Raw genomic sequence first — 26,160 nt, forward strand, 5'->3', positions numbered from 1 at the left:
CTCCCGCCCCTCCCGGTGAGCCCCTCCGCAGTGGCCGCGGCCTCGACGCCGCGGCCACTGCGTATGCCAGGACGGCCACGCCGGCCACGACCACCCCGAGCACGAGGGCCGCGCCACCGGCCACATAGCCGGCGACGCACAGCACCCCCGCCACCAGCGCCAGCACGTTCACGGACACGTTCTTCCTCCTCACGTCACGACCAGTGATGAGACATCACCTCAGAGTGACATGAGGCACTGACAGTGCCCCTCGCCGATAGCCCGCCCGGGCTCCGGATGTCCGAGAATGGCCACCATGGCCCCCACCGCACACCGCTCCACCGGCTCCGCCGTCTCCCCCGCGGGCGGCTCGGCCCCTCCCGCCGAACCCCGTCCGGGACTCCGCGAACGCAAGAAGATCAAGACCCGGACGGCGATCCGCGGTGCGACCTACCGGCTGATCCGCGAGCAGGGCTATGACGCGACGACCGTCGAGCAGATCGCGGAGGCGGCCGAGGTCTCCCCCTCCACGGTCTTCCGCTACTTCCCGGCCAAGGAGGACATCGTCCTCACGGACGAGTACGACGCGTGCATGGAGGCCGAGCTGCGGGCCCGGCCCTCCGACGAGCCCCTGGTGGAGTCGCTGCGGCACGTGCTGAGCAAGGGCATCGAGCTCCTCTTCTCCGACCGCTCCGAGTCCGCCGAGGACCAGCGGCTGCGCTCGCGGCTGATCGTCGAGGTCCCCGCCGTCCGCTCCCGGCTGATGGAGAGCATGTCCGTCACGGGCCGGCTGCTGTGCCAGGTGGCCGCCGACCGCACCGGCCGCGACCCCGGCGAGCTGGAGGTGCGGGCGTACTCCATGGCCGTCGTCGGCGCCCTCATGGAGGTCACCCTCTACTGGGCCGAGCACGGCCACCAGGACGACCTCGCGGACCTCGCCGCACGCGTCCTCGGCACGCTGGAACACGGGCTCACCCCCCGGAAAACCCCGGGCCGCCGATCGTCCCCCGTGACATCCTGAGCCGGTGAACGGTCCGGAGATCCACGTCGAGTTCGCCCCCGAGCTGAGCCTGTTCGTCCCGCACGGGCGGCGTACGGGCACCACGAAGGTCGTCACCGACGGCGCCTCGACGCTCGGTCATGTCGTCGAGTCGCTGGGCGTCCCGCTGACGGAGGTCGGCACGCTGACAGCCGACGGCCGTGAGGTGCCGGTCTCCCACATCCCTGTGGCGGGCGAGACCGTGGCGGTACGGCCGGTCGCGCGCCCGCAGAAGGTACCCGGCGCCCCGCTCCGCTTCCTCCTCGACGTCCATCTCGGCACGCTCGCCCGCCGACTGCGGCTCCTCGGCGTCGACACGGCCTACGAGTCCACCGACATCGGCGACCCCGCCCTCGCCTCCCGCTCGGCCGCCGAGCGCCGGGTCATGCTCAGCCGTGACCGGGGGCTGCTGCGCCGCCGCGAACTGTGGGCCGGCGCCTTCGTGTACAGCACCCGCCCCGAGGACCAGCTCCACGACGTACTCGACCGTTTCGCGCCCGAGCTGCGCCCGTGGACCCGGTGCACCGCCTGCAACGGCCACCTCAGGGAAGCGGCCAAGGAGGACGTGGCCGACCAGCTGGAGGGCGGGACGCGGCGGTCGTACGACGTCTTCGCCCAGTGCCGCGACTGCGGCCGCGCCTACTGGCGGGGCGCCCACCACGAGCAGCTGGACGCGATCGTGCGCCAGGCGCTGAGCATGCGTACCCGGACGGGTTGAGTACGCGAGCCGTTCACCGGGGCCGTCGGGGCAGCCCCTGCCCTCCGTACGGTGGAACTGCCGATGGCAGCGGCGTGGCCCCGAACCCGGCGGACGCTCGCCAGGTTCGGGGCCGTGATGGTGCGGTGGGCCGCTCAGGCGGTGCCGGCCCCGCTGATCCTCACCTGCGCGTGAGGTCCCCCTTTCCGCACGCCAGTCCGTCCTTGTTCCGGTCGAGGCCCAGCGGGTCGTCCTTGCCGTTGACCTTCAGCCGCCCGTAGTCGTGCTCCTTGAGCCAGGTGCAGCGGGCCCGCGTCGTGTCCTTGACCTTCGACGGGAAGTCCGTCGGCACGCAGACGTTGGCGGAGCCGTAGTGGCGGTCGCAGCCGGAGATCGTGGTGGCGACCTTCTGGGACTTCCGCTTCTCGCCGGGGCCCGTGACCTTGCCCTCCAGGTCGTCGGCGAAGGAGTGGACGTGGGCCGAGGGGGTCTCCTCCGAGGCGGCTGCCAGCGCCGACGGACCCTGGAGGTGCACCCACTTCGCCACCGACGGCACCCCGTTCGCGTCGACCGCGAAGAGCATGTACCAGCCGGGCGGGGCCAGGTCGGGGTTGCTCGTCACGTTCAGGTCGACGTTGTTGCCGTCCACCGACAGCGGCAGGTCCACGAAACGCTGGTTCGGGTCGGAGGAGTGCGTCACCGCGGCCGGGCGGATCAGCTCCGCCTTGGCGATGGGCCGGTCCACCGTGATCCGCTGCGTGTCGCCGTACGTCCACTCGGTGTCGATGACCGAGGTGATCGTCGGGCGGGGGCCCTTCAGCAGGTACGGCGGCGTGTAGATCGACACGTCGTGGTTCCACGTGCCGTTGCCCGGGTTGTCACCCGTGGCCATCACCCGGCCGTCGGGCAGCAGGAACGCGGACGAGTGGTAGCCGCGGGCCTCGGGGTCGGCGGCCACCGGGTCGAAGGTGTTGGTCTCCGGGTCGTAGATCGACGACTCGTACACCGGGTTGGCCCGGTTGTGCAGAGCGCCGCCCGTCTCCAGGACCTTGCCGTCCGGCAGGAGCACGGCGGAGACGTACATCTTGCCCTGGTTGCCCGTCTGCGGAACCGGGCCGTTGCCGAGGTCGACGGTGCCCTGCGGGAGCGGCGGTCCGGCGACGTACGACGGGTTCGCGGCCTTCAGGTCGATGACGTCCGTCAGCCGGCCCGCGTCGGGGTTCGAGTCGATGTTGCCGCCGCCGATCGTGAGGACCTTCTGGTCCTGGGCCGGGGGCAGCAGCACGCTCGCGGACTGGTCGCGCTCGTCCTTGTTCTGCAGACCGGGGATGGCGGTGACCGTGTTGGCGTCGTAGTCGTAGATCGCCGAGCCCGTGCCGGGTGTGCCGTTGCCGAAGACATGGCTGCCCGAGTAGAAGAGCCGCCCGTCCTGCATCAGGATCATCGACGGGTACAGGCCCCAGAACGACCAGGTCTGGTTGACCTTCCACAGCGGCTGCCACTGCTGCTCGGCGTCCGACCACAGCTCGGCCGTCACCGAACCGGACGAGTCCTCGCGCAGACCGCCGAACGAGATGACGTCACCGTTGCCGAGCACGGTGGCCGACGGGTACCAGTGGCCGTCGTTCATGTCGTTGGTCTTGCTGTAGGTCTCGGTGACCGGGTCGAAGACGTAACTGTCCTTGAAGCCCTCGTAGCCGTGCGAGCCGTCCGCCGCCGGGTACGCCTTGTTGCCGCTCATCACGAGCACACGCCCGTCGTCGAGCTGGACATGGCCGGCGCAGAACATGTCCTTGGGTGTGGGGATCGTCTTGTACGTGCCGTTCTGCGGGTCGTAGACCGCGCTGGTGAACGTGCCCGCCTCGAACATCGTCTCGCTGTTGCCGGAGCCCGCGATCAGCAGCACCTTGCCGTTGTTGAGGACGACGGAGTGCATGGAGCGGACCGGGTTCTGCGTGGGCAGGACGTCCCACCGGCCGTTCGCGCACTCCTCGGCCGTGCCCGTGCAGGTGGGTGTGGGCACCGGGTCGGCGACCTGGTCCATGGTGTAGTCGTCGGTGGTGACGGAGCCGGTGCCGTAGACGGAGACGCCCCAGGCGATCCGGTCGGTCCCCACCGGGACCTCGGGGGTGCGGACGGTGGCCTCGGTCCAGCTGCCGGCCACCTCCAGCGTCTTGAGGTCGGTCCAGTACTGCCAGCCCGCCGTCGTGTCGTGCCGGAACAGGGTGATCGAGGTGTCCGGGGTGGTCGACTTGTACCAGAGGCCGAGGTCGTACTGCTTGCCGGCGGTGACGACGGGCGCGCACTCGGCGGACTCGGTGATCAGCGCCTTGCGGTCGCCCTCGACGCGGCGCGTGAGCTCGACCTTCATGGCCTTGGAGCCGCTGTGGGCGTCCGCGACCGTGGTGAAGGTGAAGTCGTTGTCGCCCCAGCCGGACTTCTTCCAGCAGTACGGCATGTCGTCGGTACCGGCGGTCTCGAAGCCGGGGTTCTTGATGAGGTTGGCGGCGGAGGCGGGCTGGGGCGCTGCGAGCATCAGGCCGGCGGCCAGGGCGCCCACCGCCAGCAGTGATGTCCTGCGTCTTGGTCTCGTACGGAGCGTTGGTCCGACCCGAACTCTCATGCGGTACTCCTTGCTGTGCGGCCACCGCGCCCGGTCTTGTCCCTGCGCGGCAGATAGACCAGCGCTTCGGTCCCGACGAAGCGCAGGACGAACGTCGTCACCAGCGCGAGCGCGGTGGCGGGCAGCGCGCCCATCCCGAACTCGCCGACGAGCAGCGCGATCAGCGGGATGCGCAGCACCAGGTCGGCGTTGGCGAGCAGCGCGAACCGGCCGATGCGGTCCCACCCCCTGCGGTGCCTACGCCGCTCCCGGAAGAGCAGGTGTTCGATGAGGAGGAAGTTCCAGACGACCCCGAGCTGGTTGGCGAGGATCTCGGCGGGCACGTAGTGCATGCCGAGCGTCGTCAGCGCGTACAGGCCGGCCAGGTTCGGTACGAAGCCGGTGACGCCGATCAGCCCGAAGACGAGCATGCGGGCCATCGGCGAGGCGGTCCGCAGCCCCACCAGATGGCGCAGGAAGCGCAGGCCCTCCTGCGCGGTCGACTTGGACTCGCCCGCGAACCGGTCCTGGAAGACGAACGGCACCTCGGTGACCTCGCGCGGGCGGCTGCGCACGGCGAGTTCGAGGAGGATCTTGTAGCCGAGCGGCTGGAGGACCTCGGCCGTCACCGCGCTGCGGCGGATGGCGAAGAAGCCGCTCATCGGGTCGCTGATGCCGTGCAGCCTGCGCGGGAAGAGCGACTTGGTGAGCCAGGTCGCCCCGCGCGAGACGGCGACGCGGTAGCTGCCCGCGAGCCCGGCACGGCTGCCGCCCTTGATGTACCGGGAGGCGACGACGAGTCCGGCGGACGCCCGCTCACCCGTCGCCACCAACTCCGGTACCAGGGACGGCGGGTGCTGGAGGTCGCCGTCCATGACGACGATCCAGTCGGAGGTGGCGGCCTTCATGCCCTCGACGACCGCGCCGCCGAGCCCGCCCACCGGTTCGTCCCGGTGCAGCAGGGTGACGGGGAACGGGCAGTCCTGCGCCGCGTCGGAGATCACCTCGGGGGTGTCGTCGGTGGAGTCGTCGACGAACACCACCTCGCAGGGCAGCCGGGAGGACACCGACTCGGTGATCCGGTCCAGCAACTCCCGAACGTTGTCGGACTCGTTGAAGGTCGGGACGACGATGGTGACGGCACCGGGCTCGGGGACCTCGGCGGCGCGTACGGCCGGATCGCCGGAGCGGGCCCGAGGGGGCTCGGGTGCGTTCCCGCGTCGTTCGGTGCGTGCTCCCGGCGTGCCGGGCGAAGGTCCTCGATGGGGGTCCCCCCGCTCGAGCGAAGCCGAGAGTGGGGGAGGAGCTACTTGGGCCTTTGGCCGGTGCGGCGGGAGTGCGTGCCGGGCGGCGTGGGGGCGTGCTTGAGCCCCCTCGGGCCCGCTCCCCTCGGGAAGAATGGACTCGTAGCTGCTCATCGGTCGCCTCCCGCGGCCTGGATCCTGCGGATCTCGATACGGTCCTCACCGGTGCCGAAGGTGGCGACCGGCGTCGAGTTCTCCATCGCGGCCCGGACGTTGGGCAGGTCGACCGCGTCGCGCCGTACTGTCGGGGAGGCGACCACGTAGTCGAGGTCGCGCCAGCCGCGCGGCATCGTCTTCGTCACCGCGGGGTCGAGGTCGGCCTTGTAGAACCAGATGACGCCGAGCCCCGGCCGGTAGCCCTCGTGCACGAGGTCCAGCCAGAGCGCGTCGTCGACGAGTACCCGGGTCTTCCCGGGGTTCTCCACCTCCGTGCCCAGCCAGTCGGCGGCGGCCCGGTAGGGGGCGTTGGCGTCGGCGGTCACCGCGGTGCGGTTGCCGTCGTACCAGCGGGGGACGACGTACGCGGCGGAGGCGCCCACGAGCGCCACCGCGACCGCGTACCGCGTCCAGGTGAGGGCCCGCTTCTCGTCCGTACGCCGCCACCGGCGCAGCACCGCGTGGGCGACGCTCGCGGTGCCGCCCGCGAGGACGAGGGCGAGGAACGGCAGCGCCTGGATGACGTACATCGCGGGCAGGTAGCCGGGCCGCAGGGCCATCGCGGCGAGGATCGCCACGGCGAGCGCGGGTCCGGCGAGCGCCCGCGCGGTCACCGACCAGCGCCAGGTGACCAGGAGCAGCAGCGCGCCCGCGAGTCCGCCGATGGGCAGCACCCGGTCGTAGTACAGCCACGACTGGAGCACCCCGTACGAGCCGGTGCCCGCTTCGAGGATGAAGCCCGAGCCGGGGCGGGTCATCTGGTACTCGATCCCGTCCCAGAGCGAGACATGGCCCGCGCCCGGGAACAGCTCGCCCTTCAGCAGGGCGAGCAGGGGATACGAGATACCGATGAGCACGCAGGCGGTCACCGCGCCGGTGACGGCGAACTTCCTGGTGTCGCGGTGGCTGTGCCGCCACATGGTGACCAGCACGGCGGGCAGGACGATGAGCATCGTCTCCTTGGTGAGGACCGCCATCGCGGCCGCGACCCCGGCGCCGAAGTGGTGCCAGAGGTGCCGGCTCGGCGAGGCGGCCAGGCAGAACGCGAGGAGCGTCCACATCACCGCGAGGTTGTCGAGGAAGATCTCCCGCTGGAGGACCACCGACAGCGGGGAGAGCCCGAACAGGAGCATGCCGAGCCCGGCGGCCCAGCGCGGCAGCGACAGGCGGCGCGCCAGGACGTAGACGAGGACGGCGCTGATCGCGCTGATCACCAGCATCGCCGCCCGCATCGAGCCGACGGTCATCGACTCGGGGGCGAGCTGCGCCGGGATCCAGGTCAGCGCGGCCAGCTGGATCCAGCCGAGCGGCGGATGGTCGTACCAGTACGTGTAGTGGGCGAGGCCCCGGCCCTCCTGGACGGCCCAGGCCTGGGCGAGGTAGGTGCCCTCGTCGTCGCTGAGGGTCGGGTAGTCGGCGATGTTCCAGCCCTGCACCACGAGGATCACCGCGAGGAGGACAACGCACAGGACGAGATCGGAACGGGAGCCGCGCAGGCGTCTCGGAGGCGTCGTTCGGGGTATCGAACCGGTTTTTGGCGCAGCTGTCCGCTGCGCGGGGACCTTGACTCCGGTCGCCGCGGGAAGGGTGGAGGTCACGCAGGAACGTCCTCTCGGTTCACGTGCGCGAGATGTGCGCCGACGTGGCTGGTCAACTCCCAGTCGTTCCGGCCGCGTTGCTCACGCCATACGGCGCGGACGGCGGCCCCGGCGAGGAGCACCTGATAGAAGGGCCCGCCCACGATGAGCTTGAGGTAGTGGACGAAGCGGACACGCAGGCCGTACTGCCTGCCGAAGTCGTGGAGTCCGACGACCTCGAAGACGAAGGTCACCAGGGCGGTGACGGCCGGCAGGAAGGTGATGAAGGCGACGCCGACCGGCACGTCGAGGAAGAGCGCGATGGCCACGTTGAGCGGGATGATCACCCCGGAGACCGCCTGGAGATACGGCGTCATGAGGGTGTAGCGGGCGAGCAACCGCTGCCCGAAGGTGGGCAGTTGCTTCCAGTCGCGCTTCCGGTAGACCTGGAGGAAGCCCTGGTTCCAGCGGGTGCGCTGTTTCAGCAGCGACATCAGGCTGCCGGGGGTCTCCTCCCGGGTGACCATGTCGGAGTCGTACGCGACGACGACCTTCTTGCCGACGCTGGACAGCCGTACGCCCAGGTCGCAGTCCTCGGCCAGGCAGTTGGGATCCCACCCGTCGGCCTCCCGCAGGACCTTCGTCCGTACGAAGACGGTGTTGCCGCCGAGCGGGATGAACCCCTTCTGGGCGTGCAGGTGCAGCCGCGACCGGAACCAGAAGAAGTACTCCAGGCAGTTGCGCAGGCTGTACCAGCTGGAGTGGTAGTTGATCAGCTGTACCCCGCCCTGGACGACGTCCGCGCCGGTGGCGCGGAAGGCGTGGTCGACATGGGCGAGCAGCTCCGGGTGGACCTGGTCCTCGGCGTCGAAGACCCCGACGACATCGCCGCGGCAGTGCGGCAGTGCCGTGTTCATGGCCTTCGGCTTGTTCTTCTTCTCATGGGTGTCGACGACGACGCGGACGCGCGGGTCGCGGTCCGCCGCCTTCCGGGCCACCTCGGTGGTCTCCGGGTCGTCGTGCCCGACGATGACGATGATCTCGAAGTCCGTGTGCGTGGACTCCAGCAGCCGCTGGATGGTGTGGTCGAGCACGGCCTGCTCGTGCCTCGCGGGCAGCAGCAGCGAGAAGGACACGTGCTCGTCGCCGTCCGGGCGGCTGAACCGGGTGGAGGCCAGCACCTCGGGCGTGCGCCACGCGTGCATCTGCCACCACAGAGTGAAGGCCGCCATCCAGAACAAGGCAAGCGAGACGACGGCTATGAAGACAGACGTCAGCAAAAGATCCCCCCAGGATCCCCAATACCCCCTGCCACGACACGGGTTCGCGCCATGACGGCGCGTCACTCCGGTCGCGTCACTGTGAGGAGACTAGGGGGGAAGTGTGAAGCCTGAAGGCACTTCCGATAAATAGATCGTTTCCGTTGCAGCGCGATCGAAAGGGGGAAGAATCAGAACACGTTCCTATTCGGGCCGTTTTAGCAACCGCTTTCCCCCAGTGCTTCAGCGGCTCAGCGGCTCAGCGAGGCCCGGAGGGCCTCAACTTCGGTCGTGGGAGCATGACATGTGAAGTTTCGGCAAACGTAACCGGCCGGTTCACCGTCCACGAGCGGCCGGTCGGCCAGCAACGGGAACTCCTCGCTCCCCGGAGCCCCCACGGCGACCACGGCACCCGGAGCGGTACCCAGAAGCGCCGCACGGTGCAGCGCCTTTGTGCCCGGATCGCCGGCCGGACCCACGACGGCGACCTCGCGCGGCCCGTCGAGCTGCGCCTCGGCCGTCGCGAGCCCCCAGCCGAGGAAGCGGGGCACGCGCGGCCCGAGGGCTTTGACCACGCCCAAGGCCCGCTCGGCGGCGGTGCGATGGGGCTCGGAACCGGTGTGCGCCGCGTATCCCAGCAACGCCCCCGCAGCCGCGCTCCATCCCGACGGAGTGGCGTTGTCGGTGGGATCCTGCGGCCGCCGGATCAACGCCTCGGCGTCAACAGCCGTGTCGTACAGGGCACCTGACTCGGTGTCGGTGAACCGGGTCAGCACATGGTCGAGCAGGAACCCGGCGAACTCCAGCCACACCCCCTCCCCCGTGACGGAGGCGAGAGCGAGGAACCCTTCCGCGACATCGGCGTAGTCCTCCAACACACCCGCGTTGGCGCCGACTTGCCTGTCCTTGCTGGTCCGGGCGAGACGGGCGCGCTCGTCGAGATGCAGCCGCACGAGGAGGTCGGCGGCCCCGAGCGCCGCGTCGACCAGGTCGGGGCGCTCGAAGTAGGCGCCGGTCTCGGCGAGCGCGGCGATGGCGAGCCCGTTCCAGGCGGCGACGACCTTGTCGTCACGGCCGGGGGCGGGGCGTGCGGAGCGCGCGTCGAGAAGACGCCGCTTGATCGCCTCGACCCGCTCGGCATCGAGGACACCCTCGTGCTGGGGAAGCTGGAGGACGGACTGCCCGTGCTCGAAGGTGCCCTCGTCGGTGACGCCGAAGTACTGCGCGGCGAGCTGCGCGTCGTCGTCTCCGAGGACGTCGGCCAGCTGCTGCGGGGTCCACACGTAATACGCGCCCTCGACGTGCTTGCCCGTCCCGTCATCACTGTCGGCATCGAGTGCGGAGGCGAACCCGCCCTCGCTCGTCCTGAGCTCCCGCACCATGAAGTCGGCGGTCTCCAGGGCGACACGGCGGGCGAGCTCGGAGCCGGTGGCGCGCCAGAGGTGGGCGTACGCGCGGCACAGGAGCGCGTTGTCATAGAGCATCTTCTCGAAGTGGGGCACGACCCAGTCCCGGTCGACGGAGTACCGGGCGAACCCGCCGCCGAGCTGGTCGAAGATCCCCCCGCGCGCCATGCGCTCACAGGTGTCCGCCGCCATCTGGAGCGCCCCCTCCGCCCCGGTCCGGGCGTGGTGGCGCAGCAGGAACTCGATGACCATGGAGGGCGGGAACTTGGGCGCCCCGCCGAACCCGCCGCGCGTGGCGTCGTACTCCCGGGTGAGCCCGAGCAGTGCCTGGGCGAGCTCCTGCTCCCCCGGCGCGTCCATGGCGCCGTACTTCAGCTCCCGCCCGGCCAGGTCCCGCACGATCTTCCCGGCGACCTCGGCGACCTCGTCCCTCCGGTCGGCCCAGGCGGCGCGTACGCCTTCCAGGACCTGGCGGAAGGAGGGCATGCCGGAGCGGGGGGAGGGCGGGAAGTACGTACCGAAGTAGAAGGGCTCGGCGTCGGGTGTCAGGAACACGGTCATGGGCCAGCCGCCCTGACCGGTGGCGGCCTGCACCGCCTCCATGTACACGGCGTCGACGTCGGGCCGCTCCTCGCGGTCGACCTTGACGTTCACGAAGTGGTCGTTCATGAAGGCGGCGACGGCTTCGTCCTCGAAGCTCTCCTTGGCAAGTACATGGCACCAATGGCAGCTCGAGTACCCGACGCTCAGGTGCACTGGCACACCTCGCCGACGCGCCTCCGCGAAGGCCTCTTCCGACCAGGGCCACCAGTCGACGGGGTTGTCGGCGTGCTGGAGGAGGTACGGGGACGTCTCGTGAGCCAGTCGGTTCGGCATGTGTCCATCGTGCCTGACTGTTCCGCCTGCCACACGAGGGCGTGTCTCAGACGGGCGCGTCTGCCGGTGCCGTCCGATCCGCGCAACGCCACATCGGCTCCACGCGCGCGTGGTCCCAGGAACAAGTTCCCTTCAACCCGGGTCGGACGATGCAGCAGATGAAGGCCGATGCGATGATCTCTCGCTTCTCTTCGAGTCCCATCTCACCGGACTGCCAGCGTTGACGCATGGCTCCGGAAAGCCTCGCACGGCCCTGAGTCTCGGAGAAGAGCAGCCGTTCAAGGGCCTCGTCCGCCAAGGGCCCGCTGATGCTGCATCGCCCGCAGGAGCGGCAGGTGTAAACATAGGGGCTCTGCCTACTTCTCCCCTTCTGGGCGCACAACGCACCTCGACAAGCACTGCCGTCGGGGCGCTCCGCCCCGCACCGGAGAAAGCCGGTGGCCAGGTGACGAGGGGCGGTTTTCTTGTTCCCGGTGAGTCTTGGAGCACCGCTGCCCCGGTGCAGGTAGAGACTGCCAGGCGAGAACGTCGCGCATACCGCGTGCCACTGGGTCGGCGGCACGACGGGTTCCCACTGGCCGAGCACCGGCTGCCGCGTCTCAGGGACCAGGAGCAGTTCACCTCGGTTGGCCCGATAGCCGCACACCCTTGGTGCGGTCATGATCTGTGTGACGGTCTGGGCGTTGGGCCTGCCGCCACGCGTTCCTGTGACCCCGAGGTCACACCAGTCCCGCGCGATGGCCCGAACCGCCTTTCCTCCGATGCGGTCGAGGATCGCCCGCTCGACGAGCTGCGCTTCATTGGGCCGAAGTGTGATCCTGTCCTCCTGCCAGCCGAAAGGGCGCGGCCCGCTGTGTGGTACGCCTTCGACAGCACGGGCCCAGTGCCAGTCCGTCAACCGCTGACTTCTGACGTGCGTTTCTGTGACCGCCGCCTCCAGCGATCGGACGGCTTGGAATAGCCCTTCCTGCGCGTACGGATCTCTGACGCCCCGCGGATCGACATAGATGCGTCCTGGTCGACTGGTCAGTGCGGCCAGGAACCGGGCAAGGTCCTCCGCGCGTCGATACAGCCGGTCGTCCGCGGTGCACACGACCCCTTCGACTGGCTGGCCGCTGTCGGTGAGTCCGCGCGCCAGGTCCGCGATCAAGCGGTCGAAGCCAGGCCTCACCACGCCCGCCCTGGATGCACTGCGCCCGTTGTCAACGTATGTCGCGACGATCTCGCACGCATGCTCATGAGCGGTCCGTTCATTGATGCGCAGCTGGTAGCGCACTCCATGCCCATCGCGTTGACGGACGTCCTCCGAGGTGCGCGCATATGACACGACCGGGATCAGCCCAATCGGCTCGTATACGGCGAGGTGAGTCACGGCGCCCCCATTCGACCTTCAACCCGACAACCGTAAAAACGATCGAGTGGCCCCAAGGTCACGGGACATGTCCCGCTGGTCGTCCCCCCTCTCGCGCTCGCGTCTCGCCCGAAGGACACTCATAGGCAACGGAGTTGCTTCAGGAGGGGGACGTGACATGCGGGACGGCCACAGGACGGAGGCCGAGCGGCTGCTGGCCAGGGCCGTGGAGGAAGAAGTCCGGCGCTCGGGCGGCCGTACCGACGGCGCCGTACTCCTGTCACGGGCCCGCGCCGCCCTCGACGCCATGGCGGAGTCGGCCACCGAGGAGTACCAGGCCTACACCTCCGCCCTCGACGAGGCGGACGTCGGCCGGCTCACCTTCGCCGAGCGCTACCAGAAGGAAGGCGCCGGAACAGCCCTCCTGGTCGCGGCCGTGGCCGCGGTCGCCGCGGCCGTGGCCGACCTGGCCCTCGGCACCGGCCCGGGCACCGCCGTGGGCGCCGGCGTCACGGCGGGCGTGGTCGGCGCCGCTGCCACCGTCCTGAAGGTGACCGCCTCCCACGTCCCCGCCGCCCACCACCGCGCAGGCGCCCTGGGCCAGCCCGGCGGCCCCGAACAGCTGCGGCTCCAGTGGCTCACCGCCCTGGAGGTACGCGGCATCCGCCCGTTCCTCGACCAGCAGCGCGTCCTGAGCGCGAGCACCGCCGCCGCAGCGAAGAAGGCCGCACCCCGGCTGCGCCGTACGGACAAGAGCGCGGCGGCACGGAGAAGAAGCGTGCTGGAACAGTCGTTCCAGCAACTCCCCGACGTGGACGGCCCGTTCGCCGGCCGTCGGACGGAGATGGCACGGATCCGGCAGTGGGTGCAGGCCGCCCGGGCCAGCACCGAGACCCGCTCCACGGTCGTCGTCCTGCACGGCACCCCCGGCTCGGGCCGTTCGGCACTCGCGGTACGCGCGGCCCACGATCTGAAGGACCAGTTCCGCGGCGCGTGCGTCGTGGACCTGCGCGGCGACAGCGCGGGAGAGCCCCCGCTGTCCACCCGCGACGCCCTGCTCCATCTGCTGAATCGTCTCGGCGCCCCACGCGAACAGCTTCTCTTCCGTGAGCGCTCCTCCCCCGACCAGCAGGTCAAGCGGCTGAGCGAGCTGTACCACCAGCATCTGACGGGCCTGCCGGTCACGATCATCCTGGACGACGCCTCCGACCCCGACCAGGTCCGCGCCCTCGTCCCCGACCGCTCCGACAGCCTCGTCCTGGTCACCGCCCGCACAGCCCTCGACCTGCCCGCCGACGTCCCCGCCTGGGTGCACCGGCTCCCGGTCGAGCCCGTCGACGAGGCGGGCGCGGAGGAGTTGCTGAACGCGGCGGCACAGGCCCCGCCGGCCCCGTACGACGCCCAGTCCTCGGAACGCGTACGGGAGCTGTGCGGCGGGCTCCCCCTGGCGCTGCGCGTGGCGGGCTCGTCCCTCGGCACCCGCACACCCCGCCAGCTGGCCACGGACCTGAGCGCGTACGGGCCGGTGGAACCCGTGGAACGCGCCCTCTGGCTGCGCTACACCGATCAGCCGGAGCCGGCGCGGCGGCTGCTGCGGCGGCTGGCCCTGGCGGGCCGGGCGTCCCTGGGCGCCGCCGCGGCGGCCTCCCTGCTGGCCACGGACGAGCCGGAGGCCACCCGGCACCTGACCGCGCTCGCCCGTGCCGGCCTGATCGACCACGTACGGGGCAGCCGCTACCGCCTCCACGACCTGGTCCGCGCCTTCGCCCAGGCCCGCCTGCTGGACGAGGAGGAACCGGCGGAGCGCACGGCGGCCCATGAACGCCTGATCGTCACGTACGCGGATCTGGCCGACTCGGTGCTCCGCCTGGTCGACGGCAAGATGTCGACCCGCTCGGACCGCTTCGGCCCGCACGGCTTCACCTCACTCGACGAGGCCCTGCGCTGGCTGGACGACGAGTCCAGCTTCATCACCGCCGCGCTGCGGCACACGGAGGGCGTGAACCAGGCGGCCGTACTGAACCTGCTGGGCGCCCTCTGCGACTACTGCCTGCTGCGCGGCGACCTGTACCGCCTGGGCGAGATAAGCGAACTGGCCCGGGCGGTCGACCAGGGCCTGCTGGTCCGTTCCGTCCAGTGGCGCACGGGTATCGCCGCCCGCCAGCTCGGCGAACTCGACAAGGCGCGTACGACACTGTCCTCCGTCGTCGACCTCTACCTGGAGGCGAACCACGACGCGGGCGCCGCCCGCGCGCTCTGCTCCCTCGGCATCACCCTGCACCACCAGGGCAACCTGACCGAGGCGGCGGCCAAGCTCCGCGAGGCCCTCGACCTCCAGGCGGCGCCGGAGCTGTCCGTGGACCGCGCCTGGACGATGCACGCGCTGGCGGCGGTGGAGCGGGACCGGGCCAGACCGGCGGAATCCCTGGACCTCCTCACCCGGTCCCTGGTGCTGCACCGCGAGGGCGAGTCGGTGCACGGTGAGGCCTGGGCCCACTACCAGCTCGGCCAGCTGAAACTGCGCATGGGCGAGGTGCCGGACGCCGAGGCGGAACTGCGGGTCGCCCTGGACCTCTACGGCCGCACCCGCGACGCCCGCGGCGAGGCCTGGGCCATGACCCAGCTCGCCCGTGCCCGTATGGTCGCCGGCGACGCCTCCGCCGCGGTCGACGGCCTCCGCCAGGCGGCCGCCCGCCACCAGGACAACGAGGACGCCCGCGGTGTGGCCTGGTCGGTCTACTACCTGGGCCAGGCCCTGGAGGAGACGGGCACCCTGGACCAGGCGGTCCGCGAACTGGAACGCTCCCGCACGATGTTCTCCCGGATGCGCGACGTGTACGGCCTGGCCTGTGCACGCCACCACTCGGGCCGCCTGACCCGCGACCAGGGGGGCGCCAGGACGGGCTCCCTCCGCAACTCCGGCTTCGCCCGGCAGCTTCTGGTCGACGCCCGCGCCGACTTCCAGCGCATCGGCGTCGCCCACGGCGAGGGCTGGACCTGTCTGGAACTGGCTGTGGTGGACGCCGGCAACGCCCGTACCCAGCAGGCGCTGTCACTCTGTGACGAGGCGGTGTCGCTGTTCGCCTCGTACGGCGACCGCCGGGGCGAGGACTGGGCGAGATTCCTGAGGTGCACGCTGCTGCCCTACGCGGCCCCGGGCGGCGTGGAGATCGGCACGGCGGTCGCCCAGGAGGAACTGACCCAGTTCACCGGTACCGCCCATCCTCTCCGCGACACCAAGCTCAACGAGTACGTGGAGACGTACCAGCTGCTGCTGGAACGGGGCATCGACCTGGACACGGGCTGGCGCGCCTGGACCCTGGGAATGGTGCCGGACCGGCACGCCCGGGAGGTGATGGGGGTGCCGGTGGACGCGGCGCAACGAGAGGACGCGGAACGACCTCGCGCCCGGCCCGCGGGGACGCTCGGCGAATGACTCGCCGGGGTGCGCTCCGCGACCGCCTCACCCTTCACCGGCCTCCGGCGTCTGTCGCCGCCGGTCCGGCGGACAACACCGCTCCCGCCCCAGGCCCTAACCCCGCACGACAGGGCGCAGGGCGGGCCATACGCCCCGGCCACCCAGCAGGCCGGGGAAGCAGGTGCGCTCGGCGGCCTGCGCGGCCTTCACCGGCAGGCGGGTGGCGGCGGGTTCGGCGCATCGCACGCACCGCACCCGCTCCGGTCGCCGCCGCGATCCCGCTGCCACCCGCGGGAGCCGGCTGCGGCCGGAGTCCGCCCAGCTGCTGCCCCCGGCGGGCCCTGCCGGTGAGGGCGGCGCCGTGGGCGGGCTCCGGGGGCGCGTCAGCCCCGCTGGGCCTTGGGCTCGGCCGCGGACTTCGCGGAGGCGGCCTCGGTCTCCGGGGCCTCCTCGAAGTCCACCTTCCCCATGTGCCGGTTCATGGACTTCATCAGACCCCACACCGCCAGGGCCATCACCGCGAACACGATGAAGCCGAGGACGCCGGGGGTCACCTTGTCCTCGTCGATTTCCTTCGCGAGAGGGACGAGGTGGGTCATTGCCAGGCTTGCGCTCATGTCAGGCATTGTCGCGGATGCCCGCGAAGAGGTCGTCCTCGGGGAGGGAGGTGTCCACGAGCGACTTCGCCAGCTCGTACTCCTCCGTCGGCCAGACCTCCTTCTGGAGCTCCATCGGCACCCGGAACCAGCCGCCGTCGGGGTCGATCTGCGTGGCGTGGGCGATCAGCGCCTTGTCACGGATCTCGAAGAAGTCTGCGCACGGGACATGCGTGGTGAGCGTGCGCTCCGTGCGCTCGAACTCGTCCCAGCGCTTCAGCCACTCCCCGTACGGCGACTCCAGACCGCGCTCCAGCATCGCGTGGTGCAGCGCCTCGGTACGCCGGCGGTTGAAGCCCTGGTTGTAGTAGAGCTTCTGCGGCTGGTACGCGGGTCCGAACTCCGCCTCCGGGTACTTCTCGGCGTCCGCCGCGCCCTCGAACGCCACCATCGAGATCTTGTGGGTCATGATGTGGTCGGGGTGCGGGTAGCCGCCGTTCTCGTCATACGTCGTGATCACCTGCGGGCGGAACGAGCGGATCTTCCGCACCAGTTCGCCGGAGGCCTTGTCGACGTCCTCCAGGGCGAAACAGCCCTCGGGGAGCGGGGGCAGCGGGTCGCCCTCGGGCAGACCGGAGTCGACGAAGCCGAGCCACTCCTGCTTGACGCCGAGGATCTCGCGCGCCTCGTCCATCTCCTTCTTGCGTACCTCGTGGATGTGCTCCTCGACGTACTTGTCGCCCTGCAGCTTCGGATTGAGGATGGAGCCGCGCTCCCCGCCCGTGCAGGTCACCACCAGCACGTCCACCCCCTCGGACACGTACTTCGCCATGGTGGCCGCACCCTTGCTCGACTCGTCGTCGGGGTGCGCGTGCACGGCCATCAGTCGCAGCTGGTCAGTCAAGACTCATTCCCTCGTAAGTCGGCGCCCGCACTGAACTCGGTGACTCGTGTGACTCGCCCCGGCGTGATCCCGGGTGTCGGGCGACTTCTATAGTGACCGAATCGGGGGGCGAAAAATTCCGGGCCCGGCCCCGGAGGTCCCTCGCAGGAACCTCGTCCGGGCCCGCTTCCGAGAGGACGATCATGAGTACGGCGAGCACGCAGCTGCCCGAGGGCCGGTACGGCCGCTCCGTGGACGAGCGCGCCGACCGCAAGCTCAAGATCCTCGGTGCCGTGCTGGGCGCCGGTCTGCTCGTGCTCGTCGGCTGGTTCGCGTACCACTATGTCGGCGGCAACAGGATCAGCGCCGAGGTGATCTCCTTCAATGCCTCGGACCGCGCGGTCGAGGTGCGCCTGGAGGTCCACAAGGACGCGGGCGTGAGCGGCTACTGCACGGTGCGCTCGCAGTCCGAGGACGGCACCGAGGTCGGTCGCGCGAACTTCCCCTTCGACGGGGACGCCACGCGGGTCGACGAGGTCGTCACGCTCCGTACCATCTCCCGCGGTACCACGGCCGAGCTGCTCGGCTGTCACGCCGACTGACAGCGACTGACACTGACTGGCACCGACTGACGCAGCCCGGGCGCCTGCCCGGCTGACCTGCGTCGACGTAAATCTAGTCGCTTATGTCCTCCCCCTTCGGCCATGGAATTGTTAGGCTCGTGGTTTCGCCCACTCGTGAAGGAACATTCTTCTGGGTAGGGCGATGCTTTGTATTCCCAGTACCTACGAGGAGCACCTGTGACCCAGACCAGCGAGAACGTCACCTGGCTGACCCAGGAGGCGTACAACAAGCTCAAGAACGAGCTTGAGTACCTTACTGGTCCTGCGCGCACGGAGATCGCCGCCAAGATCGCGGCCGCGCGCGAGGAGGGGGACCTGCGTGAGAACGGCGGGTACCACGCGGCCAAGGAAGAGCAGGGCAAGCAGGAGCTCCGTGTGCGCCAGCTGACCCAGCTTCTGGAGACCGCCAAGGTCGGGGAGGCCCCCGCGGCGGACGGTGCGGTGGCGCCCGGCATGGTCGTGACCATCGCTTTCGACGGCGACGAGGACGACACGCTGACGTTCCTGCTCGCCTCCCGCGAGTACGCGAGCTCCGACATCGAGACGTACTCGCCGCAGTCCCCGCTGGGCTCCGGCGTGATCGGCAAGAAGGTCGGCGAGGACGCCGAGTACGAGCTGCCGAACGGCAAGATGGCCTCGGTGAAGATCCTCAAGGCCGAGCCCTACCAGAGCTGATCCCGCCTTCCCCCCACGGACCACGATTTCGGCGATGCCCCCGGTGCCGCTTCGGCGCCGGGGGCATCGTCATGCCCGCCGCACCTGCGCGGTCACGCCGTCGCCGAGCGGTACTTCCGCACCGCGAGCGTCCTGAAGACGACGACGATCAGGACCGAGTAGATCAGTGAGGCCCAGACCGGGTGCTGCATGGGCCACGCGTCCGACGGCGACACCCCGGGGTTGCCGAAGAGCTCACGGCAGGCCTGGACGGTGGCGCTGAAGGGGTTCCAGTCGGCTATGTGACGAAGCCAGGGCGTCATCTGGCTGGAGTCCACGAACGCGTTCGAGACGAACGTGACCGGGAAGAGCCATATCAGCCCGCCGGAGGTGGCCGCCTCGGGTGTGCGCACGGAGAGGCCGATCAGCGCGCCGATCCAGGTGAACGCGTACCCGAGCAGGAGCAGCAGCCCGAAGGCGGCGAGCACCTCGCCGAAGCTCGTGTGGGTGCGCCAGCCGACCAGCAGGGCGACCACGGCGAGCACGAACAGGGTGAGCGCGGTCTGCACGAGGTCGGCGAGCGTCCGCCCGGTCAGTACCGCGCCGCGGGCCATGGGCAGTGAGCGGAAGCGGTCGATGAGCCCCTTGTGCATGTCGTCGGCTATGCCCGCGCCGGCGCCGGCGGTGGCGAAGGTCACGGTCTGCGCGAAGATGCCGGCCATCAGGAACTCGCGGTACTTGTCCGGGTCCGTGGACCCGCCGATGTTCATGGAGCCGCCGAACACATAGCTGAACAGCACCACGAACATGATGGGCTGGATGAGTCCGAAGATCACCATCTCAGGGATCCTGGACATTCTGATCAGGTTCCGTTTGGCGACGACCAGCGAGTCGCGGACGGACTGGCTGATCGCGTTCGTGGGTGCCGCTACGGGCGCGGCGTCGGTGGCGGCGGTCACTTGGCGGTCTCCTTTCCGCGCTTGCGATTCTTGGGGTCCTGGGTCTCGCCGGTGTCCTCGTCCTTCGCCTCGGCGAGGTGGCCGGTCAGGGAGAGGAAGACGTCGTCCAGGGTGGGCCGGCGCAGCCCGATGTCGTCGATCTCGATGCCGCGGGAGTCCAGCTCACGGATGATCTCGGCGAGGAGCTTGGCGCCACCGGTCACGGGGACGGTGAGCTTGCGCATGTGGTCCTCGATGGTGGTGTCGCCCTTGCCGAAGCCCTGGAGCACCTCGGCGGCGGCCCGTATGTGCTCGCGCTCGTGCACGACGACCTCGACGCGCTCGCCGCCGGTGCGCGCCTTGAGCTGGTCGGAGGTGCCGCGGGCGATGACGCGGCCGTGGTCGACCACCGCGATGTCGTGCGCGAGGTGGTCGGCCTCCTCGAGGTACTGGGTGGTCAGCAGCAGGGTCGTACCGCCGGAGACCAGCTGCTTGATGACCTCCCACAGCTGCTGCCGGTTGCGCGGGTCGAGGCCGGTCGTCGGCTCGTCCATGAACATCACCGGCGGCGAGACGACCAGCGCGGCCGCCAGGTCGAGCCGGCGGCGCATACCGCCGGAGTAGGTCTTGGTGGTGCGGTCCGCGGCGTCCGCCAGGTTGAACTGCTCCAGCAGTTCGTCCGCGCGGGCCTTCGCGGCCTTCGCCTTCATCTGGTAGAGCTGGCCGACCATCTGCAGGTTCTCGCGGCCCGTCAGATACTCGTCGACCGCGGCGAACTGGCCGGACAGGCCGACCGAGCGTCGTACGGCGTCGGGATGCTTGAGGACGTCGATGCCCGCGACGACGGCGGTGCCGCTGTCGGGCCTCAACAGGGTGGTCAGGCAGCGGACGGTCGTCGTCTTGCCCGCTCCGTTGGGCCCGAGAAGGCCCAGCACCGTGCCCTCGGGGACATCGAGGTCGACGCCGTCCAGTGCCCTTACGTCGCCGAAGGTCTTCACGAGACCTTCGGCATAGATGGCGCCTGGCATGTGAGTCTCCACGTCGTTGGGGATTTCGTGATTGAGTCGGAAGGACTGGGTTCTGCGCGGAAGGACTGGGTTCGCGTTCTTCGATCCACGCGAGTGAGGCAGGTTCGCGACAGACCATAACGCGATGTATCGCGTCTCTCAACGCATTTTCCCGAACGAGTGACACGGGGCTCCGACCTCGGCCGACGGCTGCGGACAGCGGCAGGCGATGCGGGACGGGTGGTGCGGGACGGGTGGTGCGGTCGCGGGTCGTGCTTTCGTGCGTCCTGGTCGGTCGTCGCCGCTCAGTCGATGACCGTGTAACCCGCCTCGCGCAGCGCCCGGCCGACCTCGGCGCAGTGCTCCGGGCCCTTCGTCTCCAGGTGCAGCTCGACCTCCGCCTCCGTGAGCCCGAGCCGTGGGTCGGTCCGTACGTGACTCACATCGAGGACGTTAGCGTCGACCACTGACAACACCCCCAGAAGCGTCGCGAGGGCGCCCGGCCGGTCCGTCAGGCGGAGCCGGACGGCCAGGTAGCGGCCCTGCGCGGCCATGCCGTGGCGCAGGACCCGCTGCATCAGCACCGGATCGACGTTGCCACCGGACAGCACCGCGACCAGCGGCCCCTCGAAGGCCCCGGGCTCGCTCAGCAGCGCGGCCACCGGGCTCGCACCCGCGGGCTCGACGACCAGCTTGGCCCGCTCCAGGCAGAGCAGCAGCGCGGTGGACAGCGCGTCCTCGGAGACCGTGCGGACCTCGTCGACCAGTTCGCCGATGATGCCGAACGGCACGTCGCCCGGCCGCCCGACCTTGATACCGTCCGCCATCGTCGCCGGGTTCTCGATCGCCACGGGGCGCCCGGCAGCCAGCGAGGGCGGGTACGCGGCCGCGCCCTCCGCCTGCACCCCCACGATCCGTACGTCCGGGCGCAGCGCCTTCACGGCGATCGCGATGCCCGCGGCCAGGCCGCCGCCGCCGATCCCCACGACGATCGTGCGGACCTCGGGGCACTGTTCCAGGATCTCCAGACCGACCGTGCCCTGGCCCGTGATGATGTCGGGGTGGTCGAAGGGATGGATGAACACGGCGCCCGTCCCGGCCGCGTACTCCTGGGCGGCGGCCAGCGTCTCGTCGACGACCACGCCGTGCAGACGCACGTCGGCCCCGTAGTCGCGCGTCGCGCTGATCTTCGGCAGCGGGGCGCCCTTCGGCATGAAGACCGTGGCGCGCACGCCCAGCAGCGCGGAGGCCAGGGCGACACCCTGCGCGTGGTTGCCCGCGCTCGCGGCGACGACTCCCGCGGCGCGCTCCTCGGGCAGCAGCCCCGCGATGCGCACGTAGGCCCCGCGCAGCTTGAACGACCCGGTCCGCTGGAGGTTCTCGCACTTGAGGTGGACCGGCGCGCCGACCAGCTGGGACAGATGCCTGCTGCCCTCCATGGCGGTGACCCGCGCGACGCCCGTGAGCATCTTCTGGGCTCCCCGCACGTCGTCGAGGGTCACCCGTGGCGAGGAGTCGGCCGTGCTGTAGCTCATGACCACCAGTCTCGCAGTTCACAGTGGGGCGCCGCGGTCACGGCCACGCGTCGGGGCCCCGGATTGCCCAGCGCCCGTACGACGTGCCCGCCCGCCGCGTACTCTGTCCCCCAACCAGCATCCACGCATGAAGTGAGCCCCTGGCCATGCCCACACCTGAAATGTCGATGGACATGACGACCATCGGTGACACCGGTCTTCTCGACGCGCTGCAGCACGAGGTCGCGGTGTTCGCGCGCCGTGCCGAACAGACCCGGCTCGGCGGCGTCGGGCAGGTGCGCAACTCCATGGACCGCGCCGCGTACCTGCTGCTCAACCGCCTCGACAAGGAAGGCCCGATGGGCGTCAAGGCGCTCGCCGCGAGCATGGGGATCGACTCGTCCACGGTGACCCGTCAGGTGGCCCCGCTCGTCGACACCGGACTCGTCAAGCGCACCTCGCACCCCGAGGACGGGCGCGCCGTCGTCCTCCAGCTGTCGCCCCGGGGGCAGTCCCGCCTGGAGGAAGTCCGTTCGTCGAGGCGGCAGTTGATGGCCGAGCTGACCCAGGAGTGGGCGCCCGAGGAGCGCGAGGCCTTCTGCACCCTCCTCACCCGCTTCAACAGCGCGCTCTCCGCACGCATGGCCGTCACAGGGGTCTCCGTGGAGCCCTCGGCGACCTCCTGAGCGGCGCCCGCCGCCTCTCCTCCCGTTCCCCGCGCACCGGTTGACGGACGGTCGGCGATCGTCCTCCACGCGCACGCGTGGACGGTGCCCCGGTCGGCGTACGGCCGCCCCGGCGCCCGGCTCCGGTGCTGCGCGGCCCTTGACCGTGGGGCCGCCGCTGGCCTCATATGGGACCGGGCCCTTGTCGAACGCGGCGCCGTCCTCCGTACGCGGCAGGGGATCCGGCTTCCGTCAGGGCACCCTGAAGGGGAGGCGAGGTGCGAGATCGGCAGGCGTCCCAAGGCGCCCGCCGGGCCCGGGAGTTCGAGGCGTTCGTCGCGGGCGCGGCTGGGCGGCTCCTGCATGCCGCCACACTGCTCACCGCGGAACCACCGGACGACAACCCGCGCGCGCGGCGTCTGCTGACACTGGCTCTCGCCCACACCTACGCGTCCTGGGACCGGCTGCGCGGCGAGGACCCGTACGACCGGGCCCGTCAGCAGCTCGCGGTCCGCTTCGCGCGCGGGGCATGGCACCAGCACGGCCGGTCCCGTGCCACCCCGGGGAACGCGCTGGCGGCACTCACCCCCCAGGAGCGGCTCATCGTCGTCCTCAGGTTGTACGAGGGCGTCGCCGAGGAGCAGGCGGCGGCACTGCTCGGACTGCCGGTCGAGCGTGTACGGGCGATCTGTGCCCGCGCGACGACGGCGCTGCTCCACCCGCCGAGGAGGCCCGCGCCCGCGGCCGCCGAGGTGGCGCGGTCATGAGGCCGCGCGCGGGAGCCCGCCCGAAGACGGAGTCCGGTGGAGGTGGCCCGTGAATCTGAACGAGCGGGAGGCGGCCGTACGGCGGATGCTGGAGCGTACGCCGCCCCCGGTGCCGCCCGAGCTGTACGGGGACGCGCTGCGGCGCGGCGGGCGCATGCTGCGGCGCCGGACCGCGGCCCGCCGTCTGCTGTGGCTGGTGCTGCTGGCCACGGCGGTCGCGTTCGTCGTGTGGGCGTCGACCGCCCGCCCCTGGGTGGAGCCGCCGTCGAACACGACTCCTCCGCTGACCAACTGGTGACCTGCCGCTGCCCCGGGGTCACCCCAGAGCCTGCTGCAGGTCCTCGAGGAGGTCGTCGACGTTCTCGATGCCGACGGAGAGGCGTACGAGATCGGCGGGCACCTCCAGCGCCGAGCCGGCCGCGGACGCGTGCGTCATGCGCCCCGGGTGCTCGATCAGGGACTCGACGCCGCCCAGGGACTCGCCGAGCGTGAACACCTTGGCTCGGTTGCAGACCTCGACGGCCGCCTCCTCGCCGCCCTGGACCCGGAACGACACCATGCCGCCGAACGCCTTCATCTGCTTGGCGGCGACCTCGTGGCCGGGGTGCTCCGGGAGACCGGGGTAGAGCACGCTCGTCACGCGCGGGTGCCTGGTCAGCATGTCGGCGACCGTGGTGGCGTTCTCGCTGTGCCGGTCCATGCGCACGGCGAGCGTCTTCGCGCCGCGCAGCACGAGCCAGGAGTCGAAGGGCCCGGCGACCGCACCCATCGCGTTCTGGTGGTACGCCAGCTCCTCGCCCAGTTCCGGGTCGTCGACGACGAGGGCACCGCCGACGACGTCCGAGTGACCGCCCATGTACTTGGTCAGCGAGTGCACGATGACGTCCGCGCCGAGCGCGAGCGGCTGCTGGAGGTAGGGCGTGGCGAAGGTGTTGTCGACGACCAGCCGGGCGCCGGCCTCGCGGGCGATCTGGGCGACGGCGGCGATGTCGGTGATGCCGAGGAGCGGGTTGGAGGGCGTCTCCACCCACACGGCCTTGGTCTTCGGGGTGAGCGCGGCCCGTACGGCGGCGGGGTCACTGGTGTCGGCGACCGACCAGTCCACCCCCCACCGCGCGACGACCTTCGCGAAGAGACGGAACGTCCCGCCGTACGCGTCGTTGGGGATGACCACGTGGTCGCCCGGGCTCAGCAGCGTACGCAACAGGCAGTCCTCGGCGGCCAGTCCCGACGCGAACGCGAAACCGCGGTGGCCGCCCTCCAGAGCCGCGAGGTTCTCCTCCAGGGCGGTCCTGGTCGGGTTCGCGCTGCGGCTGTACTCGTAGCCCCCGCGCAGACCTCCCACGCCGTCCTGCTTGAAGGTCGAGACCTGGTAGATCGGCGGTACGACCGCGCCGGTGAGGGGATCCGCGGTGTTGCCCGCGTGGATCGCGAGGGTCTCGAAATGCTGACTGATGTGCCTGTCGCTCATGGGACCGAGCGTAGTGGGCGTGGCGGACGGATGACGTCGGACGAAGTCGTGACCCGGTCGGGTTGGCCAATTGTCGGACCCGTCTGGTTCGCTTGAGCCATGGAGATTCTCTGGGTCCTGATCGCGCTGGTCATGATGAGCTTCGTCATCGGCCCCTTCGTGATGCGCAGGCGTGCCGGAATCCAGCAGGTGGCACCCGGCGACCCTGACGCCGCGGACCCGGCGAACTACGGCTTCGTCCGGCAGGAGAAGCTGGACATCCGCATGCCCGGCCCCGACCAGGACCTGCTGGACGTCCTGGAAGTGGTGCAGGGCACGCAGAACCACCGTGCCGCCTCGCAACTGCTCGCCGGCACCGAGCCGGAGAGCGAGCGGCGCTGGCAGCGGGTGCAGGCCTTCGCGGGCGCCGCGTCGCTGGAGCTGCAGCAGCGCCCCGGCGGGGTCAGCGAGTCGCCGGGCGGGCAGTGGCTGCGGGTGTGGCGGGCCGAGGCGCCGAAGGACGCGGGCGGCGCGGCGGTGCACGCCGAGTTCCTGGTGCAGCAGGCGTGGCGGACGTCGACGCCGGGCACGGACGAGTTCCGGATCATCATGGAGGAGGCGAAGGCGGCCTGCGGCGAGGCGGCGCTGCTGGCCCCGGGCGATCCGATCCCGTACATCATCGAGTTGTCGGTGGCGCGCGGACTCGCCTACCCCCAGCCGGAGTTCGAGAAGCTCTGGCTGAAGATCCTGGACCGTGCGCCGACGCACATGGGCGCGCATCTGGCGGCGTTGCACTACTGGTGCGAGAAGTGGCACGGCTCGCGTGACCTGGCGTACGCGTTCGCGGAGGCGGCCGCGGCCCGGGCGCCCCAGGGTTCGCTCCTCGCGGCCATGCCTCTCTTCGCGGTCTTCGAGCACCTGCCCGAGGTGAACCTGGTCAGCGGCTTCTACCAGAGCGAGGTCGTGACGAAGGCGGTCCACGGCGCGCTCTTCGCGGTCCACGCGGCCCGCCCGGACGACCCGATGCTGGCTCATGTCCGCCATCTCCTGGTGTTCTTCCTGGTCCGTGGTGAGCGCTGGGCGGAGGCGATGACCCAGCTCGTCCACATCGACGGCCATGTGGGAGCGCTGCCCTGGACCCTGACCGCCGACCCGGCCGCGGACTACGCGATATACCGGGCGCTGGCGGTGGCGGGTTACGAGGCGAACGGCGGCAGCCCGGCGACGCTGCTGCACTGAGACGAGGCCGTCGCCGCGGCACGGCGGCCGGGTCGTATGTCCAGGGCGGCCGGGTCGTGCGCAGGGGGCAGGCAGCGCGATCACGGCTGGAGAACCAGGGCGGCGCCGGTCGTGGCTGGAGAACCAGGGCGGCGCGATCACGGCTGGAGAACCGGGGCGG

Annotated in this window: 21 protein-coding genes and 1 pseudogene; 9 read left to right on the top strand and 13 right to left on the bottom strand. The window is 70.7% G+C overall.

What is annotated here, in order from left to right; genetic code table 11:
* The first annotated feature begins 295 nt into the window (after positions 1-295).
* Together FNH04_RS05995 and FNH04_RS06000 are read left to right on the top strand one after the other, a co-directional pair.
* Complete coding sequence (locus FNH04_RS05995) at positions 296-1,000, top strand: TetR/AcrR family transcriptional regulator (protein WP_152781040.1); 705 nt, start codon at positions 296-298, stop codon at positions 998-1,000.
* 4 nt (positions 1,001-1,004) lie between these two features.
* Complete coding sequence (locus FNH04_RS06000; protein ID WP_322722639.1) at positions 1,005-1,736, top strand: Mut7-C RNAse domain-containing protein; 732 nt, start codon at positions 1,005-1,007, stop codon at positions 1,734-1,736.
* 160 nt (positions 1,737-1,896) lie between these two features.
* Here FNH04_RS06000 and FNH04_RS06005 read toward each other — a convergent pair whose 3' ends face one another.
* From FNH04_RS06005 to FNH04_RS06030, 6 genes and pseudogenes are all read right to left on the bottom strand, one after another.
* Positions 1,897-4,338: a galactose oxidase-like domain-containing protein gene (locus FNH04_RS06005; protein ID WP_152781042.1), complete on the bottom strand. Its 2,442-nt coding sequence runs from the start codon at positions 4,336-4,338 to the stop codon at positions 1,897-1,899.
* Positions 4,335-5,501 (bottom strand): annotated as a pseudogene (locus tag FNH04_RS06010) (glycosyltransferase); the annotation flags it as partial. The gene FNH04_RS06005 and the pseudogene FNH04_RS06010, both read right to left, overlap by 4 nt.
* A gap of 230 nt (positions 5,502-5,731) precedes the next feature.
* On the bottom strand, positions 5,732-7,375 hold the full coding sequence (locus FNH04_RS06015) for an ArnT family glycosyltransferase (RefSeq protein ID WP_322722640.1): 1,644 nt from the start codon (positions 7,373-7,375) through the stop codon (positions 5,732-5,734).
* Positions 7,372-8,634, bottom strand: coding sequence for a glycosyltransferase (locus FNH04_RS06020; protein ID WP_152781046.1), 1,263 nt, complete (start codon positions 8,632-8,634; stop codon positions 7,372-7,374). The genes FNH04_RS06015 and FNH04_RS06020 overlap by 4 nt, the downstream gene beginning before the upstream one ends.
* A 230-nt stretch (positions 8,635-8,864) precedes the next feature.
* The gene (locus FNH04_RS06025; protein WP_152781048.1) at positions 8,865-10,895 is read right to left on the bottom strand and encodes a thioredoxin domain-containing protein; all 2,031 of its coding nucleotides are present in this window, start codon (positions 10,893-10,895) and stop codon (positions 8,865-8,867) included.
* A gap of 46 nt (positions 10,896-10,941) precedes the next feature.
* The gene (locus tag FNH04_RS06030) at positions 10,942-12,267 is read right to left on the bottom strand and encodes a recombinase family protein (protein ID WP_152781050.1); all 1,326 of its coding nucleotides are present in this window, start codon (positions 12,265-12,267) and stop codon (positions 10,942-10,944) included.
* Between the two features lie 157 nt (positions 12,268-12,424).
* Here FNH04_RS06030 and FNH04_RS06035 point away from each other — a divergent pair, with 157 nt between their 5' ends.
* Positions 12,425-15,682 carry a tetratricopeptide repeat protein gene (locus tag FNH04_RS06035; RefSeq protein WP_152781052.1) on the top strand — a complete coding sequence of 1,086 codons (3,258 nt, stop codon included), beginning with the start codon at positions 12,425-12,427 and terminating at the stop codon, positions 15,680-15,682.
* Between the two features lie 96 nt (positions 15,683-15,778).
* Here FNH04_RS06035 and FNH04_RS48560 read toward each other — a convergent pair whose 3' ends face one another.
* The 3 genes from FNH04_RS48560 to mca form a co-directional block, all read right to left on the bottom strand.
* Positions 15,779-15,910: a hypothetical protein gene (locus FNH04_RS48560; protein WP_265580007.1), complete on the bottom strand. Its 132-nt coding sequence runs from the start codon at positions 15,908-15,910 to the stop codon at positions 15,779-15,781.
* A gap of 137 nt (positions 15,911-16,047) precedes the next feature.
* Positions 16,048-16,281: a hypothetical protein gene (locus FNH04_RS06040; protein ID WP_152781054.1), complete on the bottom strand. Its 234-nt coding sequence runs from the start codon at positions 16,279-16,281 to the stop codon at positions 16,048-16,050.
* Position 16,282: 1 nt separating this feature from the next.
* Entirely contained in the window at positions 16,283-17,143 is an 861-nt protein-coding gene (gene mca, locus FNH04_RS06045; protein ID WP_194236573.1) for a mycothiol conjugate amidase Mca, read from the bottom strand.
* Positions 17,144-17,346: 203 nt separating this feature from the next.
* Here mca and FNH04_RS06050 point away from each other — a divergent pair, with 203 nt between their 5' ends.
* Together FNH04_RS06050 and greA are read left to right on the top strand one after the other, a co-directional pair.
* Complete coding sequence (locus FNH04_RS06050) at positions 17,347-17,745, top strand: DUF4307 domain-containing protein (protein WP_152781059.1); 399 nt, start codon at positions 17,347-17,349, stop codon at positions 17,743-17,745.
* Positions 17,746-17,943: 198 nt separating this feature from the next.
* Entirely contained in the window at positions 17,944-18,441 is a 498-nt protein-coding gene (greA, locus tag FNH04_RS06055; protein WP_322722641.1) for a transcription elongation factor GreA, read from the top strand.
* Between the two features lie 92 nt (positions 18,442-18,533).
* Here the strand turns inward: greA and FNH04_RS06060 are convergent, their stop codons facing one another.
* The 3 genes from FNH04_RS06060 to ilvA all read right to left on the bottom strand — a co-directional run bounded on the left by FNH04_RS06060 (position 18,534) and on the right by ilvA (position 21,900).
* A complete protein-coding gene (locus FNH04_RS06060) occupies positions 18,534-19,379 on the bottom strand; it encodes an ABC transporter permease (protein ID WP_322722642.1) in 846 nt (281 codons plus the stop codon).
* Entirely contained in the window at positions 19,376-20,386 is a 1,011-nt protein-coding gene (locus tag FNH04_RS06065) for an ATP-binding cassette domain-containing protein (RefSeq protein ID WP_152781062.1), read from the bottom strand. Before FNH04_RS06065 ends, FNH04_RS06060 begins: the two co-directional genes overlap by 4 nt.
* A gap of 284 nt (positions 20,387-20,670) precedes the next feature.
* On the bottom strand, positions 20,671-21,900 hold the full coding sequence (ilvA, locus tag FNH04_RS06070) for a threonine ammonia-lyase (protein WP_152781064.1): 1,230 nt from the start codon (positions 21,898-21,900) through the stop codon (positions 20,671-20,673).
* Between the two features lie 161 nt (positions 21,901-22,061).
* Here ilvA and FNH04_RS06075 point away from each other — a divergent pair, with 161 nt between their 5' ends.
* The 3 genes from FNH04_RS06075 (at position 22,062) to FNH04_RS06085 (ending at position 23,609) form a co-directional block, all read left to right on the top strand.
* The gene (locus FNH04_RS06075) at positions 22,062-22,565 is read left to right on the top strand and encodes a MarR family winged helix-turn-helix transcriptional regulator (protein WP_152781101.1); all 504 of its coding nucleotides are present in this window, start codon (positions 22,062-22,064) and stop codon (positions 22,563-22,565) included.
* A 257-nt stretch (positions 22,566-22,822) separates the two neighbouring features.
* The gene (locus FNH04_RS06080) at positions 22,823-23,311 is read left to right on the top strand and encodes a sigma factor-like helix-turn-helix DNA-binding protein (protein WP_322722643.1); all 489 of its coding nucleotides are present in this window, start codon (positions 22,823-22,825) and stop codon (positions 23,309-23,311) included.
* A 49-nt stretch (positions 23,312-23,360) separates the two neighbouring features.
* Complete coding sequence (locus FNH04_RS06085) at positions 23,361-23,609, top strand: hypothetical protein (protein ID WP_322722644.1); 249 nt, start codon at positions 23,361-23,363, stop codon at positions 23,607-23,609.
* A gap of 18 nt (positions 23,610-23,627) precedes the next feature.
* On the opposite strand, the gene FNH04_RS06090 is transcribed toward FNH04_RS06085, so the two are convergent.
* Positions 23,628-24,782: a cystathionine gamma-synthase gene (locus FNH04_RS06090; protein ID WP_152781066.1), complete on the bottom strand. Its 1,155-nt coding sequence runs from the start codon at positions 24,780-24,782 to the stop codon at positions 23,628-23,630.
* Between the two features lie 99 nt (positions 24,783-24,881).
* On the opposite strand from FNH04_RS06090, the gene FNH04_RS06095 reads away from it, so the two are divergent.
* Complete coding sequence (locus FNH04_RS06095) at positions 24,882-26,000, top strand: hypothetical protein (protein WP_152781068.1); 1,119 nt, start codon at positions 24,882-24,884, stop codon at positions 25,998-26,000.
* The last annotated feature ends 160 nt before the right edge of the window (positions 26,001-26,160 follow it).

It is taken from the genome of Streptomyces phyllanthi, from assembly GCF_009377205.1.
Taxonomy (GTDB): domain Bacteria; phylum Actinomycetota; class Actinomycetes; order Streptomycetales; family Streptomycetaceae; genus Streptomyces; species Streptomyces phyllanthi.